Origin of the sequence: Flavobacterium sp. XN-5 (assembly GCF_008033395.2) — a bacterium.
Classification (GTDB): domain Bacteria; phylum Bacteroidota; class Bacteroidia; order Flavobacteriales; family Flavobacteriaceae; genus Flavobacterium; species Flavobacterium hiemivividum.
The window spans coordinates 238,286-255,301 of sequence record NZ_VOGZ02000004.1; the positions used below are offsets into that span (position 1 = coordinate 238,286).

Annotated in this window: 9 protein-coding genes; 1 reads left to right on the forward strand and 8 read right to left on the reverse strand. The window is 35.9% G+C overall.

Annotation, left to right across the window (positions count from 1 at the left end):
• Positions 1–4 precede the first annotated feature (4 nt).
• The 3 genes from FQU23_RS09585 to FQU23_RS09595 all read right to left on the reverse strand — a co-directional run bounded on the left by FQU23_RS09585 (position 5) and on the right by FQU23_RS09595 (position 6,954).
• Positions 5–2,476 (reverse strand): DUF4982 domain-containing protein, encoded by a 2,472-nt coding sequence (locus FQU23_RS09585; RefSeq protein ID WP_147673612.1) that lies wholly within the window; start codon positions 2,474–2,476, stop codon positions 5–7.
• 29 nt (positions 2,477–2,505) lie between these two features.
• Positions 2,506–3,753 carry a glycoside hydrolase family 27 protein gene (locus FQU23_RS09590; protein WP_147673613.1) on the reverse strand — a complete coding sequence of 416 codons (1,248 nt, stop codon included), beginning with the start codon at positions 3,751–3,753 and terminating at the stop codon, positions 2,506–2,508.
• Positions 3,754–3,837: 84 nt separating this feature from the next.
• Positions 3,838–6,954: a glycoside hydrolase family 2 TIM barrel-domain containing protein gene (locus FQU23_RS09595; protein ID WP_147673614.1), complete on the reverse strand. Its 3,117-nt coding sequence runs from the start codon at positions 6,952–6,954 to the stop codon at positions 3,838–3,840.
• Between the two features lie 196 nt (positions 6,955–7,150).
• On the opposite strand from FQU23_RS09595, the gene FQU23_RS09600 reads away from it, so the two are divergent.
• Entirely contained in the window at positions 7,151–7,306 is a 156-nt protein-coding gene (locus FQU23_RS09600) for a hypothetical protein (protein ID WP_165425752.1), read from the forward strand.
• A gap of 149 nt (positions 7,307–7,455) precedes the next feature.
• Here the strand turns inward: FQU23_RS09600 and FQU23_RS09605 are convergent, their stop codons facing one another.
• The 5 genes from FQU23_RS09605 to FQU23_RS09625 all read right to left on the reverse strand — a co-directional run bounded on the left by FQU23_RS09605 (position 7,456) and on the right by FQU23_RS09625 (position 16,959).
• Positions 7,456–8,637, reverse strand: coding sequence for a PNGase F N-terminal domain-containing protein (locus FQU23_RS09605; RefSeq protein ID WP_147673615.1), 1,182 nt, complete (start codon positions 8,635–8,637; stop codon positions 7,456–7,458).
• 82 nt (positions 8,638–8,719) lie between these two features.
• Positions 8,720–10,945, reverse strand: coding sequence for a GH92 family glycosyl hydrolase (locus FQU23_RS09610; protein WP_147673616.1), 2,226 nt, complete (start codon positions 10,943–10,945; stop codon positions 8,720–8,722).
• Positions 10,946–10,949: 4 nt separating this feature from the next.
• Complete coding sequence (locus FQU23_RS09615; protein WP_147673617.1) at positions 10,950–13,271, reverse strand: GH92 family glycosyl hydrolase; 2,322 nt, start codon at positions 13,269–13,271, stop codon at positions 10,950–10,952.
• Positions 13,272–13,275: 4 nt separating this feature from the next.
• Positions 13,276–14,625, reverse strand: coding sequence for an alpha-L-fucosidase (locus tag FQU23_RS09620; protein ID WP_147673618.1), 1,350 nt, complete (start codon positions 14,623–14,625; stop codon positions 13,276–13,278).
• A gap of 3 nt (positions 14,626–14,628) precedes the next feature.
• Positions 14,629–16,959 carry a family 20 glycosylhydrolase gene (locus FQU23_RS09625; protein ID WP_147673619.1) on the reverse strand — a complete coding sequence of 777 codons (2,331 nt, stop codon included), beginning with the start codon at positions 16,957–16,959 and terminating at the stop codon, positions 14,629–14,631.
• Between the last annotated feature and the right edge of the window lie 57 nt (positions 16,960–17,016).

Sequence of the window (17,016 nt, forward strand, 5' to 3'; positions counted from 1 at the left end):
TTATTTAGTTTTTAGTATCAATTTTTATTTTTGCGGTTTGCAATCCTTTTCCTGTAACTTTTAATTCTATTTCACCAGCTTTGGAAGCTGACTGAACCAAAACAACTAGTTTACCACTAAACAATTTCATAGTTGGCAAATGAAACATTTCGAGTGAAGTCGCATCACCGTTACAAGCTGCTCGAAAAACACCGTCTCCTTTCACATTAAATTGCAGTTGATTGGTAGCTGTGGGACATGGAATACCATTTTTATCTACCACAGATACCGTTACAAACGATAAATCCTTGCCATCTGCCTCAATTTGTGTTTTATCCGCTTCTAACACTAATTTATAGGGTTTCCCTGCAGTATGTGTTTCTTGTTCAGCAACAGCCTTTCCGTCATCGTCAAAAGCCACTACTTTTATAGTTCCTGGTTCATACTTAACATCCATCCACATTAATCGATATCTGTTTGTAGGTGAGCTGTTGTTTTTCTTCTGAATACCTATACTTTTTCCATTCACAAAAAGTTCGGCGCTGTTATAGCTTGTATAAACAAAAACAGGTGTTACCTCGCCTTCGCGTCCTTCCCAATTCCAATGCGGAAGCATATGTAACGTTTCTTCTTTTATATTCCAGCGACTGCGATACAGATAATAACGATCTTTTGGTAAACCTGCCAAATCATTGATTCCAAAGTAAGAACTGCGCGAAGGCCACTTCGTATCATAAGGTGTAGGTTCGCCTAAATAATCAAAACCTGTCCAGACAAATTCGCCAATTACCCAAGGTTTGTCATCTTGTAACACAAAATCTTCATCTGGAATATTAGACCAACTGCAAGCTTCTAAATCATAAGAAGAAGACTGAAAATCATCGTATTCTTTCATCTTTGCTTCCACAACAGGAAATTTATAAATTCCTCTACTGCTCACTGTAGAAGCGGTTTCTGAACCTAGAATCATTCCTTGCGGAAAAGCCTTATAAGCCTCATCATATAAATGCACTCTATAATTTAATCCCGGAATGTCTAACACTGCACCAAATCCAGATTTCATCGTTGCTTCCACTTGATCCATACCCACGGTTACAGGTCTGGTAGGATCTTCCCTATGAAAAATATCTTGCAACCATTTGGCGCGTTTAGCACCTAGGCTTCCCCATTGATCAGGCACTTCATTTCCGGAACTCCACATGACGATACTAGGGTGATTGCGTGTAGCATGAACTAAGTTTACAATATCTTTTTCGGCATCCGATTCAAAATAGCGATGGTAGCCATTTTCAACTTTTGGTTTTGCCCACTCATCAAAACTTTCGGCTAAAAACAAAAAGCCCATTTCGTCGCACAATTCAAGTTGTTCCAAAGAAGGCATATTATGCGAACTTCGGATTGCATTAGCACCCATATCTTTTAAAATTGTTAGTTGCCTGCGCAAAGCAGCCTTATTTACTGCAGTACCTATTGGACCTAAATCATGATGCAAACACACCCCTTTAAACTTGATAATGGAGTCATTCAAGCTAAATCCTTTATTAGCTTCGTATTTTATTTTTCGAATTCCAAATTTGGTTGAAGTTTCATCTCTTAAGGTATTACCAACATAGAGTCGAGAAACAGACGTGTACAAATATGGCGTTTCTGGACTCCATAAATTTGGGTTCTTTACGGCAATATTCTGCTCAAACTCATTGCCATAAATAGCAGCGGTGCTATCAATAGCTACAGTTTTTCCAGAAGCATCTCTAATGCGGCTTACTAGTGTAAGTTGCTCTCCAGAAACTTTAGTTTTGATGTTTACTTTGGCTAAATCTGAAGTAATTGTTGGCGTGGTTATAAAAGTTCCCCATTGATTGATACTTTCGTTGTTTTTAACAATAAGCCTTACATTTCGATACAAACCAGCACCAGGATACCAGCGGGAAGACAACTCTCTATTAGTCAATTTGACTGCCATAGTATTTTCTGAAGTGCCCAAAATATGTGGTGTTACGTCAAAATAAAAATAGCTATAACCATAATTCCAGCTGCCTATTTTTTTTCCATTAATAAAAACCTCCGGCTCACTCATGGCGCCTTCAAAAAGAAGAATTACCTTTTTGTCTGAACTAAAATTTGGTATAGAAAATTTATTGCGATACCAACCAACTCCAATGTATGGCAATGCTCCTGTTCTTCCTGTTTTTTCGGTCGCAACTTTCTCACCATTTTGAACAATAGCTACGTTCTGTATATCAATTTCTTTATCGAAAGGGCCTTTTATTGCCCAATCGTGCGGCACCGTTACTTTTTCCCATTTGGAGTCATTTAACGATATAGAAGAACCATTAGCAACATCTCCGTTATGAAAACGCCAATTTTTTTCTAAAGTCAAAACTTCCCTTGTGGACTGCTGTCCAAAAGTGGATGTTGTAAAAATTAAACCGAATAAAACAGCACTAAAGAGCTTGTATTTCACCCCGTTTTTTCTAATTAATTCTATTTTAGTCATCTTCATGCCCTTAGATCGCTAATGGTTAATTATTTATTCTGAAAAACATTGAACGGTTTTGCTGTCCCATCAAGAGTTAAAACAACAACTCCATGTTTAGGAACTTCAAAACTCAATGTGCTTTTTTCAGAGCGATCAAAATCTTTTTTAGCCCATAAATCACGGTAACTGTATCCTTTTGAGGCATCGATACCAACGGTATTTAAGTCTAAACTGATGGTTGCTGGTTTATCGGATCTGTTTAATAGCGTCACCGCAACTTTGCCACTCATGGTTGAAACCAATGGTTTGGCCCATACTTCTAAATCCCCATTATCAACTAATCTTCGGGCTTGATAGACTAGTGGATCTTGGTTTAATGCGATAATTTCCTTGTTTGTGAGTATTTCAATAGTCTGCTTAGTCATACTTCTCAAGTCATTACCCGCTAAAAGTGGTGAGTTCATCATAGACCACATTGTGAAATGCGTTTTATCTTCTTCATAACTCATTCCTCGTCCAACTTGCAACATATCCATATCGTTCACATGACCTGGAGAGGCATATTTCCATAGATCAGCATTTAAATCAATAATATGTAAAATCGAACTAAATGTATTAGTAATGTCTCCAGAAATCCTCCAAGAATCAGCGATTTGAAGTGCCCATTTTCCTGGAAATTCCCATCTACAAATGTTATAGACTGTATTGGGTTTAATTTCTTTGATGACGTTAGCAATTTGAGTATAACGAGTTTCTACATCTAATCCCAACCAATCTCCGCCACACCAATCTACTTTTATAAAATCGTAATTCCAATCCTTTAGCATCAACTTCAGGTCTTTTCGATCATGACCCATAAGCCCAGAACCTACGCCAATGGTGTCTTTATCCCAATGTGAAGCGCAGGTGTTGATTCCTGCATCAGCATATATACCAGCTTTCAAACCTTTAGAATGGATGTAATCTGAAATTACTTTCATCCCATTAGGAAAACGCTCTGGATGCACAATTAAATCTCCTTTTTTATCTCTACCCGCAAAAAAACCATCGTCAATATTAACATAAGAATAACCTGCTGCAGCCATACTAGACGAAACCATAAAATCAGCTTGCGCCTTAATTACTTCTTCATTGATGTTAACATGAAAGTTATTCCAACTCGACCATCCCATAATAGGTGTTTGTGGTTTGGTTACTTCTAAAGATTTTGCAGGATTTAATGCAATTTGCTGTGTTTCTTGAACTTTACAAGAAGATAAAATTATCAGCGATAATAATAGACAATATTTCACCATTTCGTTTTATTTTAAAAAACAGTATCGACTGATTATGCTTGATAAAAAGTCGATACTGCGGGGTTTTAACAATTATAAAATATTTTATTTTGCTACAGGAATCATCCAATACGAATACGAATAATCTTTGAAAGGCAATCGGTATTGCGGCAATGGCAATGTTCCCCAACTGTTAATACTTCCTAATCCTTGTTGGAATCCATCAATATTTACAAAAACCTCTTTTCTAGGATCTATTTCTCCGGCGTGGTGTTGCCCTTTTTCGTCACCTGAATGTAGGTCGTCTTCACTGTAGTTAAGCGCTGAAACTGAAAGTGGTTTTTCACTTACAATTTTAATTCCTGAACCATCTTCTTTTGTAAGAGATACCCAACGCACTTCTAATTTATTTCCGGTCTCTTGCGGACGGATGTATGGAAAATACTGTTCAGCAATGGTTTGCTTATACAAACCTACTTTGGCCGCATGTTGTCTATCAGCATAAGCTTCAAAAGGTCCTTTACCGTAAAAAGTAATATTTTTATAGGCTTCTGGTAAAACTAATTTATTTCCGAATTTGTAAAAATCTGGATGTTTTCCTTTTATTGCTTTCAATTCGTTAGTCACTTTTACAGCACCGTTTCCGTCTACTACAAAAGTCTCCATTAATTTAGCGTCTCCACCAAACAAGTCTTTAGTGAAACTAATTTGAACATCAGTTTTCGAAAGTTGTTTTACAGTAGTAGTTACTTTTTCGGATTTCCCAGCGTCTTTCCACGCTTTGTATCTTTTTTGAGTACCAGCACCATAATCATTATCTACTGGTGCACGCCAGAAGTTCACTTGCGGACCACTTTCTACAAGACTTTTATTCTTAAAATTAAACGTTGTTAAAGTTCCTGTTTTTTGATCAAAAGTGACTTCAAACTCTTTTCCTATAACACTAATAACGTCTCCTTTTGTTTTATAACTAACAGCATCAATCGCTTTTTGCGGAACCTGAACATTTGCTGCTTGCAATTTAAATTGCTCATAAGCCACTTTGTAACCTGCTTTCAATAAAGGCTCGTCTGTTTTTAAGATCGCAGCAACATTTAAGAAATATTCTACATCCTTTTTAAATGTAGTTGTAAAAGGAATCTTAATTGCTTTTTTCGCTTGTGGTGCAGTCACAATATTATCTATCGTTCCTGAGTCTACTACTTCACCATTGGCAATCACTTCCCAATTTAATTTGTAGTTTGATAAATCTCTAAAGAAATACCAGTTTTTAAGGTCTATAATGCCGTTGGCAAGATCATTTTCATAAAATTTTACATCTTGGTGAATGTGTGCTACTTCATAAATATGAGGATTTGGTTTACGGTCTGGTTGTACTAATCCGTTATTTAAGAAGTTATTATCACTTGGCGTTCCTTCTGGACCATAATCACCACCATAAGCAAAAATCTCTCTACCATTTTTTACGGTTTTTATTCCTTGATCAACGAAATCCCAAATAAAACCACCTTGTAATTTATCGTACTTCTCATACAGATCCCAGTATTCTTTAAATCCTCCCATACTATTTCCCATAGCATGTGCATATTCACATTGCACTAACGGTTTAGTATTTTTTGGATTTTTAGCATACGCTTCTACCTGTTCTGGTGTATCATACATTGGTACAAATAAATCTGTATTCCATTCGTGTACGGCACGTTCATATTGTGTTGGTCTAGTCTCATCTAGCTTTTTGGCTAATAAGTACGACTCATAAAAGTTATAACCATTTCCTGATTCGTTCCCTAAAGACCAAATAACGATAGATGGATGGTTTTTATCTCTTTCTATCATTCTCTCAACGCGAGATAGATGTGCTTTTAACCAAGCAGGATTGTTAGCCAAAGTTCGATCTAAGGCATATCCCATTCCGTGTGATTCTATATTGGCTTCATCAACCACATAAATACCGTATTCGTCACATAACTCATAGAAGTATGGATCGTTAGGATAATGTGCTGTACGCACTGCATTGATATTAAACTCTTTAAAGATTTTAACGTCCTTTAGCATGTCTTCGCGAGAAATCACGTGACCCGTGTTTGGATCGTGCTCGTGGCGGTTTACCCCTTTAAATAAAATAGGTTTTCCGTTAACCAAAAAATTTCCGTTTTTAACTTCAGAAGTTCTAAATCCAATTTTCTTAGAAATCGCCTCTAATACATTTCCTTTTTTATCCTTGATAACAATGTTTAATTGATACAAGTTCGGTATTTCTGCAGACCAAGTTTTTACCTGTGGAATGCTTTTCTTAAATTTGATTGTATTTGCAGCATTAGCATTTATTTCAAAATCAGAAGAGCTACTATAAACGGACTGATTGTCTTTTACAATTTCGACAAAAACACTTCCTTTTTGCTTTCTAGAATCGATACTTTTAAGATCTACTGCTAAATCAAAAACACCATCAGTGTAATTATTTTCTAAACCAGCCTTTGCAAAATAATCTGCTAACTGCACTTTAGGTCTAGCATACATATATACATCGCGCTCAATTCCTGAAATTCTCCAAAAATCTTGACACTCTAAATAACTACCATCACTCCAGCGGTACACTTCTAATGCAATAGTGTTTTTTCCTGGTTTAACAAACTTCGTTACGTTAAATTCCGCCGGAAGCTTAGAACCTTGGCTGTAGCCCACTTTTTCTCCATTGATCCAAATATAGAAAGCCGATTTTACAGCTCCAAAGTGGATAAACAAATCTTTTCCATTCCAATTAGTTGGAACTTCAAAAGTTCTTTTATATGATCCTACTGGATTGTTTCCATCTGGGATATCAGGCGGATTTAATTCTCCTTTTTGAAAAGGATAAGAAGCATTCACATAAATAGGAATTCCAAAACCTTCTACTTCCCAGTTTGCTGGAACTTTTATTGTGCTCCATCTAGAGCTATCATAATTGTCCTTATAAAAATCAGTTGGTCTTTGTTCTGGTGAATCAACGTAATTGAACTGCCAAATCCCGTTTAGCAATAAATAATTTTCAGCTTTTGCAAGGTTATCCGCTTTTGCCAATTCAACTGAATTGTATGGAAAAAAAGTTGCTCTTGCATCTAATTTATTAATTCCTATAACATCTGGATTTTCAATAACAGGATCAAGCGTTTGGGCTTGAACTACATTTATTCCTATAAACCATAGGAAAAACACTTGCAATAAATGGGTTGTTTGTTTCATTTTTAACTAGTTTAACGTGATTTTATTTTTGATCTATTATAATTTTACCTCACACCATAAGTACATTCGAAAAATGCCAAATTGATATAAATATTTTTCTTTTAATAGCGATTCTCAAAAATATAACAGTTTTCTTAATTTATACACCAGTACCTACCAGTTTATTTTACGATATCTAAAAAAACAACTTATTTAAATGAACACTAAATCCGAAGATGTGTTTAGCCTCTTAGAGTACACATCGTTCTTAAACATTTTAACCAATGCTATTTTGAAATTTGCCATAAAAAAAGAGCCAGAAACAACCGTTCCGACTCTAAATTTAATTTTAATTTATGCTTTTGCTTTCTAAAATCCTTTAGAAAGCACAATCTGGTATTATTGCTTCATTTCCCCTGCTAGACATTTCCTTTCAAAAAAGACATATTATCTTTTATGCAGACAAGCTACAGCTTCAGCGGAACAACTTGATTTTACCAAAATAAAATATCCTTTCTAATTTTACTCCTCATACGTAAGATATGCCGAAACCAACCAGTGGTTTAGCTTATCTCCATCTACAGGAGTTGCTGGAATTTTAATTTTCAAAGCATGTGAACCGGCTTTCAGGTCGCTTAACTTCACTACCATTGGCTCAACTGAAGAACCTGGACACCAGTTCGATCTTGATAAATCTGATGACGCAATGCGTTCCTCGATTTCTTTGATCTCGTATTTATTCGTTTTAGAATTGATGTAAGAAGCTGAATCTTTTCTTACCCATACACCTGAAGTGGGATTAAATCGTCTAAACGAAGCACAATCATCGCGCCAAGGAATAGTATCTAATACTAGTTTGTTGTCAAAATAAACACTGTTTTTTAATTTGATAAATTCATCTCCACCACTATGTCCACCGTGTCCAGTAGTGATGTAATGTAATTTTACATTTTTTACATTCTTTTTTAAATTAAAGATTTTCTCCAAATCTTTATGCGCAAAATTATCAGGAATCTGTTGTCCGCCAACGTAAGGAATTGTGTTCACCAATGGTAAAACAGTAACTTTTTGTTGTTTTCTATTCGAATAAATTAATTCTAAATCGAAGTCATATCCTTCTGCAGTCCAGGAATCGATCCATACACCTACATAAAATGTACCCGTCACCAAGCTTTCTAAATCAGTTATATCGTGTTCCCAAACCACTTGTTTTTCCCAAGTTGGAATATAAACCGGTCTTCTATTTTTTACTTTGTTATCACTGTAAAACCCAACACCAAAAGGCGTCATAAATCGCATCAATTCTACTGTAGGATTGTAGTTTTCACCAGCAACAAATCCTGCATATTTATCATCTACATAAGAATCTTTTGGAAATTTCGTTTCCTTTTCTGTGATCGAAAGGATGGACAATTTTTTAGGATCAGAAACTACAAAACAAGAACCTGATTTATCCCATCGATCGCCATTAGAGCGTACCGTCAGTTTTACTTTCACATCAGTTCCTTTGCGGAACGTAGGTACTGTCACTTTTTTATATGCAAGACGGCCACTCATTAAACTGACTGCTTCGGAGTCTGTTCCTTTTTGACCACCAAAATTTATAGGTTGCTTTTTAAAAACCGTGTGGCGTATCGGTTCTTGCGCATTTACTGAAACAATAGCAGCAAAAAATAAAGTAAGTAATAATGGAATTGATTTCATTTTGATTGTATTTGTATTTTTATGGTTGGTTGCAGACCTGTCACGTTTTCAAAATCTGACAGGTCTATTAAGTCACTATAATTTATTCTAAAATAATTTTTAATGTTTTGGCATTTACTAAATCACTATGATCTATAAAATACCCCTTGAGAGTTTTTCCGTCAACTTCAATTTGTTTGATTTTACCATTTGAATTGGTCTCTTTTTCGATAACCAATTCACTTTTTTTATAATATTTCGAATCCAATTGAATGGTAATTTTATCAAACAATGGTTTTGTAATGGTATATTTTGGTTCTCCTGGCGCAATTGGATAAAAGCCCATCATCGAATAAACTACCCAAGCAGACATGGTTCCCGTATCGTCATTTCCTGGAATCCCAGCTGGCGTATTTTTAAAATGCTTTCTAACTAATTCTTCAACCAGCTTCTGGCTGCGCCATTCTTCTCCTTTTACATAATTGAATAAATAAGGATAGGCAATATCAGGTTCGTTCGCCATATCAAATTGATTGGTATCAAAAATCTTTTGCAATTGATTTGTAAATCCTTTGTCGCCGCCCATTAATTTTTTTAATCCAATAATATCATGCGGAATCATAAACGCATATTGCCACGCATTTCCTTCAATAAAACCTACGTTTTCGGTGAAATTAGCTCCCGCATTTGGATCAAATGGTTCGTACAAACTCCCGTCTTTGACTCTAGGTCGTAGTAGTTTATAATTTTTATCGAACAATTTTCTATAGGATAAAGAACGATTTTTAAAACGCTTATAGTCGTCTTTTTTTCCTAATTCGTTTGCTAATAAAGCAATCGCATTATCTGCGGCATTGTACTCTTGTGTAGTAGAAACCGAACCTCCGTTTTCAGTGGTGACAAATCCTTTCTCGATATAATCTTTTAATCCTGGTCGCAACGGATTGCTCTCTATTTGATCAGCGCTTTTCAGCATGGCTCGATACGCTTTTTGCACATCGAAATCACGAATTCCTTTTAGATAAGTGTCCGTGATAACAATGCTTGCAGGATCTCCTACCATGGTAAAAGTTTCGGTGGAATTCAATTCCCATTTGGGCAACCAACCGTTTTCATCATACATATCCAACATGCTTTTTACCATATCAGATTGTTGCTTTGGATACGCTAACGACATCAACTGATGTACATTTCGGTAGGTGTCCCATAGAGAAAATACTGTATAACGCGTACCATCAGTCTTACCTATTTTACCCGTTTTAATTTCAGGATATTCACCATTAAAATCGTTAAGCGTATTTGGGTGAATTAAAGTATGGTACAAAGCAGTGTAAAAAACTGTTTTATCATCTCTCGTTCCACCTTCTACTTTAATTTTCGAAAGCAATTCATTCCATTCGTTGTACGTTTCTTTGTAAACTGCATCGAAGGATTTATTACCCGTTTCCTTTTCTAAATTTTCACGAGCATTTTCGATACTTACATAGCTTACACCAACTTTAACTTCGACCGTTTCTGTTTTTTCGAAATTATAACTGAAATAACTCCCGATGCTATCACCCACAACCATTTTTGTGGATTGCTCCATCATCCTATTTTTTCCATTGTACGGCATCCACTGTGCCTCTACTCCTTTATAAGTATCTGGTTTTTTCCAAACTCCAAAACGATCAGCTGGTTTAGAAAATTTAGCTACAAAATAAACTGGATAAGCCGCTTCGGGACTGTTGTAACAAAAGGTTCCCACAGAACGCATTCCTTGAATTTCTGTTGAAGAAACCACTTGAACCATCGCTCCTTGCTCGTTTGTCAATCCTAATCCTAAATTCAATAGCACATTTGCCTGTCCTTTTGGAAAAGTAAATTTGCTTACCCCTACCCGTTTCGAAGCTGTAAATTCCCCTTTAACATTGTATTTGTCAATTTGCGTGCTGTAATAACCCGCTTTTGCTACTTCGTTGGTATAAGTCGAACCGTATTTTAAATGATTGGTTACTAGATTTCCTGTGGTTGGCATTAGCAATATAACGCCTAATTCTGGACAGCCCACGCCACTTAAATTAACTTGGCTAAAACCTGTTAAGAATGTATTTTCGTGCACATACGGATTGGAAAGCCATTGGCTGTCTTTCTCTAATTTATTTGGAGCTCCCGCCACATTAAACGGACTAATACTTGCCGTACCTCTGGGGGCAATAGGTCCCGGGAAAGTGGCTCCATAGTTAGAGGTACCAATAAATGGATTTACAAAATCGGCAGGCTGTTGTGCCACCGCTGTAAATTGATTGCAAAAAATTGCAAAAAGAAGAATTAACTTAATATGTTTCATTGCTTTATTTTTTTGAAGTGCTTAAGGAATACGGTACACTTTCGGCGGTGCTTCCCCAATTTTTATTTGCGGTATCACCCATGTCAAATTCTAAAACGCCTCCTTTTTGAAGGGTGTCAAATTTCAAAAAAGTCTTATTATACAATTTTCCATTTAGCTGGGCTCCGTGGATATAAAAGTTCGCTTTTGAATTATTTTTCGAATTAATTTCAAAAGTATTTCCATTTTCTAAATGAAGCTTTGCTTTCTTAAACAACGGACTTCCTATTACATATTCATCCACTCCTGGTGTAACTGGATAAAATCCTAAGGAGCTAAAAACGTACCAGGCCGATGTTTGTCCGTTGTCTTCGTCACCACAATAACCATCTGGCGTTGCTGAATATAATTTGGTCAACACATCTCTAACTTTTTCTTGCGCTTTATAAGGTTTATTAGCATAATTATACAAATAAATCATGTGCTGAATCGGTTGGTTTCCGTGTGCATAATTCCCCATATTTACAATTTGCATTTCTCTAATTTCGTGAATGGTAAACCCATAATAAGAAGCATCAAATTTTGGAGGCATCTCAAAAACTTCGTCTAATTTTGAAGCAAACTGTTCTTTACCACCCATTAAATCAATTAATCCTTGAACATCATGAAATACAGACCAGGTGTAATGTAAACTATTTCCTTCTGTAAATGCATCACCCCATTTTAAAGGATTAAACGGAGTTTGAAAACGGCCATCTTTGTTTTTGCCGCGCATCCAATTAGTCGAAGGATCAAACATGTTTTTATAGTTCATGGATTGCTTATAATACTTTTTAGCAATCGCTTTTTTGCCTAGTTTATCGGCCATTTGTGCAATGGTAAAATCGGCGTAAGCATATTCTAAAGTTCGAGCGGCATTTTCATTGATCTTGACATCATAAGGTACGTATCCTAATTTATTATAATACTCTAATCCTTCTCTACCTACAGAATTTACTGGTCTTCCTTCGGCTACTGTTGCATTTTTCAACATGGCTTCAAGCAATAATTCTGCGTCCATACCTTTGGCTCCTTTTAGAAAGGCATCTGCAATAATAGGCGCCGAATTAGATCCAATCATCACATCGCGATGACCTGGACTTGCCCATTCTGGCAACCAACCTGATTCTTTGTAAGTGTTTGCTAAACCTTGCATAATTTTACCATTCAGTTCTGGATACATCATATTAAAGAATGGGAAAACCGCTCTAAAAGTGTCCCAAAAACCATTATCAGTAAACATGTAACCAGCCAATACTTTACCATTATACGGACTGTAATGCACCACCTCGTTAGCGGCATTAAACTCATAGAATTTTCTTGGAAACAATAAAACACGGTACAAACTAGAATAGAAAGTTCTTAAGTTATCGATATTATCATCTTCAATTTCGATTCTGCTTAATTCTGTCTCCCAAGCTTTTTTTGCTTTTTCTTTAGTTACTTCAAAACTATCTGTGCCTATTTCTCTTGAAAGATTTAACTGTGCTTGTTCATGACTAATAAACGAAGACGCTACTTTTACATGAACTGTTTCTCCTTTTTTGGTTTTAAAACCGATGATAGCACCCACATGTTGACCTTCACTACTGGTAGAATTTTCGACTAATTGCCATCCATCTTTCCAAGTATGATTGAGTTCAAAATCTTTATCGAATTCTGCGACAAAGTAGTTGTGAAAATTGTCTGGAACACCGCCACTATTATTGCGGCAATAGCCAATAATTTTGCGTTCTTTCGGTAAAATTTTCACCATCGATCCTTTGTAAAAAGCATCGAGTATAATATAAGATTTCTCCGATTCTGGAAAAGTGAATTTAAAATGCGCTGCTCTTTCTGTTGGAGAAACTTCTGCCACTACATCATAATCTGCTAAATAAACCGAGTAATGATGCGGTTTTACAGTTTCTGCTTTATGCGAAAACCAAGATTCTCTTTCGTCTTCCTGAAATTTTAGTTCGCCTGTAACCGCCATTAATGAAAACGCTGCATAATCATTAACCCAAGGACTTGGTTGATGCGTTTGCTTGATGCCTCTAATTTTATTTTCATCGTATTTGTAAGTCCAACCATCGCCCATTTTTGAGGTCATAGGTGTCCAAAAATTCATCGCCCAAGGTGTTGCAATCGCAGGATAGGTATTCCCATTGGATAAATCAAATGAAGAATCTGTCCCCATTAGTGGATTGACGTAATCGACTAAAGAACTATTTTCATCTTGTTGCGCTTTTTGCCCAGCCACATTGATCGTTGCTAATAAAAAAACAATAGAAAGGAAATACGAATATTTAAAAAAAAGATTTTGCATTTAGTTATTTGTTTAATTCAACAGCATTTCCATGACCTCGGTATAAAACCAAAGCATCTTCTAATGTCACTTCCACAAGTGTAGCATTTGGATCTAAATTCTTTTCTTCTGGAATTTCGATTCTTAAAATCCCAGGAATATTGTTCCATTCAGCACCACCATTTCTTTCGAAACTTAACTCTTGATTCGTCCCCACTACTTTTATAGATTTCACCTTATTTTGGATCCCTTTTAATAAAATATAGTTTTTAGGATTGTCAAATAATGCCAAATAAATTTTAGTTTCGTCTTTGCTCAATAAGGTTGGACCAAAGAAATGACCGTAAGGCAAACCAGCTTTAGAATTAAAAACTGCCGAGTCATGCTTACTAACCCATTCGCCTAAAGCTTCCAAGCGTTCTACTTGTTCAGCAGCGATAGTTCCATCTGGTTTTGGACCAATATTTAACAAAAGATTTCCTCCTGAAGAAATTACTTCTACAAAAGTTCTGATAATTTGCGACACTGGTTTGTAGTTTGTATCAGAAGGGAAATAACCCCAATTGTCATTCATAGTCATACAAAATTCCCAAGCACCTTCAGGTCTAACTACTGGTACACCTTGCTCTGGCGTGCTATAATCTCCATATGATTTAAGACGAGAATTTACAATCACTTTTGGATTCCAAGATAACAACGAATCTTTTAAAGACTGTGCTTGCCATTGTTCACTTGATTTTTCCCAATCTCCATCAAACCAATATAAATCTGGATTGAAAGTCGTGCTTAACTCTTTCAGCTGACCATCATTGAATTTAAGAAAACGCTGCCACGGTGACAATTGATTTTGATTCTTTTGAGGGTAATTCCTCCTTGTATCAGGACGTGGAAAAACCACATCATAATCAGGATGTGACCAGTCGATTATAGAATAATACAAACCTACTTTTAAGTTTTCTTTTCGAAGGGCATCGACAAAAGGTGCTACTAAATCACGTTTGGCAGGTGTTTTTTGTACGACATTTAATTTACTAAATTTGGTATCCCACAATGCTACACCATCATGATGTTTAGTAGTTAATACCGCATAACGAGCGCCTGCTTTTTTGAACAATTTTGCCCAAGACTCAGGATCGTAATTTTTGGCTGTAAATTCTTTGCCTTGCGCCATATAATCATCATAAGTGATGCGCTTATGATACATCGACCACGATTCACCAATACCTTTTACACCATAATATCCCCAGTGAATGAAAATACCGAGTTTAGCATCCTGAAACCATTCCAAGCGCTGTTCTTTAGTAAATTTCTCTTGTGCCGACAATTGAAGTGTACACGCACAAACCAAAACCGTTATAATTTTTAAATACTTCATATCTTATTTAATTAAAATTTCATCAACAAATAACCAAGCTTTTCCACCGTTAGGAAGTGTTTTTAAAGTCGTAGCAACCACCTTCACATAGCGTACTGATTGCTTCTCAAAAGAAATTTTAAATTCTTTTAAATCGAAAGATGGATTTTTAGCAAACGCTCTTTTTTGAACACCTACTTCTTTATAATTTTTACCATCACTAGAAACATATACCGTAACTGCCGTTGGGAAATAAATACCAGGCCCTTGATTCTCTAAAGTTCCTAAGATTACCTCTTGAATCGAAGTAGTCTCTCCCATGTCAATTACTGCATCCATGTCTTTGCCCAACCATGCTTGCCAATGTCCATCAGTAAAATTTTTTGTACCACGCAAAGTATTTGTCAACCCAAATTCACCTTCCCCTTTGTACTGGTCGCTATAGGGTTCTTTGAATGTTACTTTTTTACCTACTGCCTTGTGAAATTCAATAGTTGTATTGAATGAAACTCCCACTGGTTGATCATCCTTAAATAGAGAGGCATGTACCTTAGTTGTTTTATCAATTTTTAACGGTTCCGTATATTTTGTCGCTTGATCTGTTAATTTTTTATCTCCCAAAGTATAACGAATGTCTGCATTAGTGAATTCATTTTTCAATGCTAATGAAACCTCTTTGGTTTTCATATCAATTTGAACATCATGCATAACTAAATAAGCACTTTTTGCGTAATTGATACCTAAGAAATCATAACGGCTAAACATACTTTCGATACGAGTAGAGAAATCTTCCCAATTGCGAGATTCTTTAGGCGACCATAATGTTTCTGATAAGGCTGCTAATCTTGGGAAAATCATGTATTCAGAATGTGCTTCTGTTTTTATTTGCTCCGACCATAAATTGGCTTGACCACCTAACACATGTTTCGCTTCAGCTGGAGTCATTGAATCTACAACTGGATCAAATGTGTACACTTTACTCAACGGCGTGTAACCTCCCCAAGCCAACGGCTCTTCGTTTTGTGGTCCTTGATAATGGTCAAAATAGCAATGCGTACCTGGCGTCATAATCACATCATGACCTTGTTTAGCAGCTTCAATTCCGCCTGCAACACCTCTCCAGCTCATTACAGTAGCTTCTGGAGCAATACCACCTTCTAATATTTCATCCCAACCAATTAATTTTTTTCCTTTCGAATTGATGAATCGCTCCATTCTTTTAATGAAATAACTCTGCAATTCTTCGGCACTTTTTAAACCTTCTGCCTCCATTCTTTTATTGCAATGTGGACAAACTTTCCAGTTGGTTTTTGTTGCTTCATCACCTCCAACATGAATGTATTTTGATGGAAAAATATCCATCACTTCTGTTAAAACATTTTCTAGGAATTGGAATGTATTTTCTTTTCCAGCACAGTAAATATCTGTAATTGGCCATACTCCACCTGAAGGTACACCTATTGGTGTTTCATGACAAGATAATTCTGGATACGCTGCAATTGCAGACGATACATGCGCTGGCATTTCTATTTCAGGGATAACTTCGATATTCTTAGTCGCAGCATAAGCCACTAATTCTTTTAACTCTTCTTGTGTATAAAAACCACCATAAGTACCTTTTTCATCGGCAGCGGGAGTATATCTTCCATCCCAATGTTTGTCTTCTTGATCTACTCTCCAAGCACCAATTTCTGTTAGTTTTGGGTATTTTTTAATTTCGATTCTCCAACCTTGATCGTCTACTAAATGAAAATGTAACACATTCATTTTAAGCATTGCCATACGATCAATCGTTTTTTTCACATAATCCATTTTAAAAAAATGACGAGATACATCAAGCATTAATCCTCTGTATTTATAACGAGGTTGATCACTGATGGTTACATTTGGGATAACCCATTCAGCATCAGCAACCTTTGCTGCACTTTCAATACCTGTAGGAAGTAATTGACGAAGTGTTTCTATTCCGTATAAAAAACCAGCATTTCCTTTGGCAGTAATAAGTACTCTATCAGAATTGACCTCTAGTTTATAAGCTTCATCAGCTAACTTCTCATCAATAACAAATTGAACAAAATCTTTTGAAGGTGCTTTATCGGTAACTTCTAAGTTCCATCCTGATGTATTTTTAAATTTATCAATTAAAATAGAAGTGATCGCTTTTTGAGAAGCGTCAGCAAGCACAAATTTTGTGTTTTTACTAAATTCAAAAGAACCCTGTTCTAATTTTAATTCTGCCGGTTTTGGAATAATAGCAACATCATTTTCTGTAAAAACCTTAGTTTGTTTCGTTGTTTGGCAAGAAACTGTGATGGCAACTAAAGCCATTACCGCAACCTTTTTTAATACATTCATTTTTCTAAATTTTTATTATCAATCTTTATTTTTATTCCTTGCGAGACGTTTTTAATG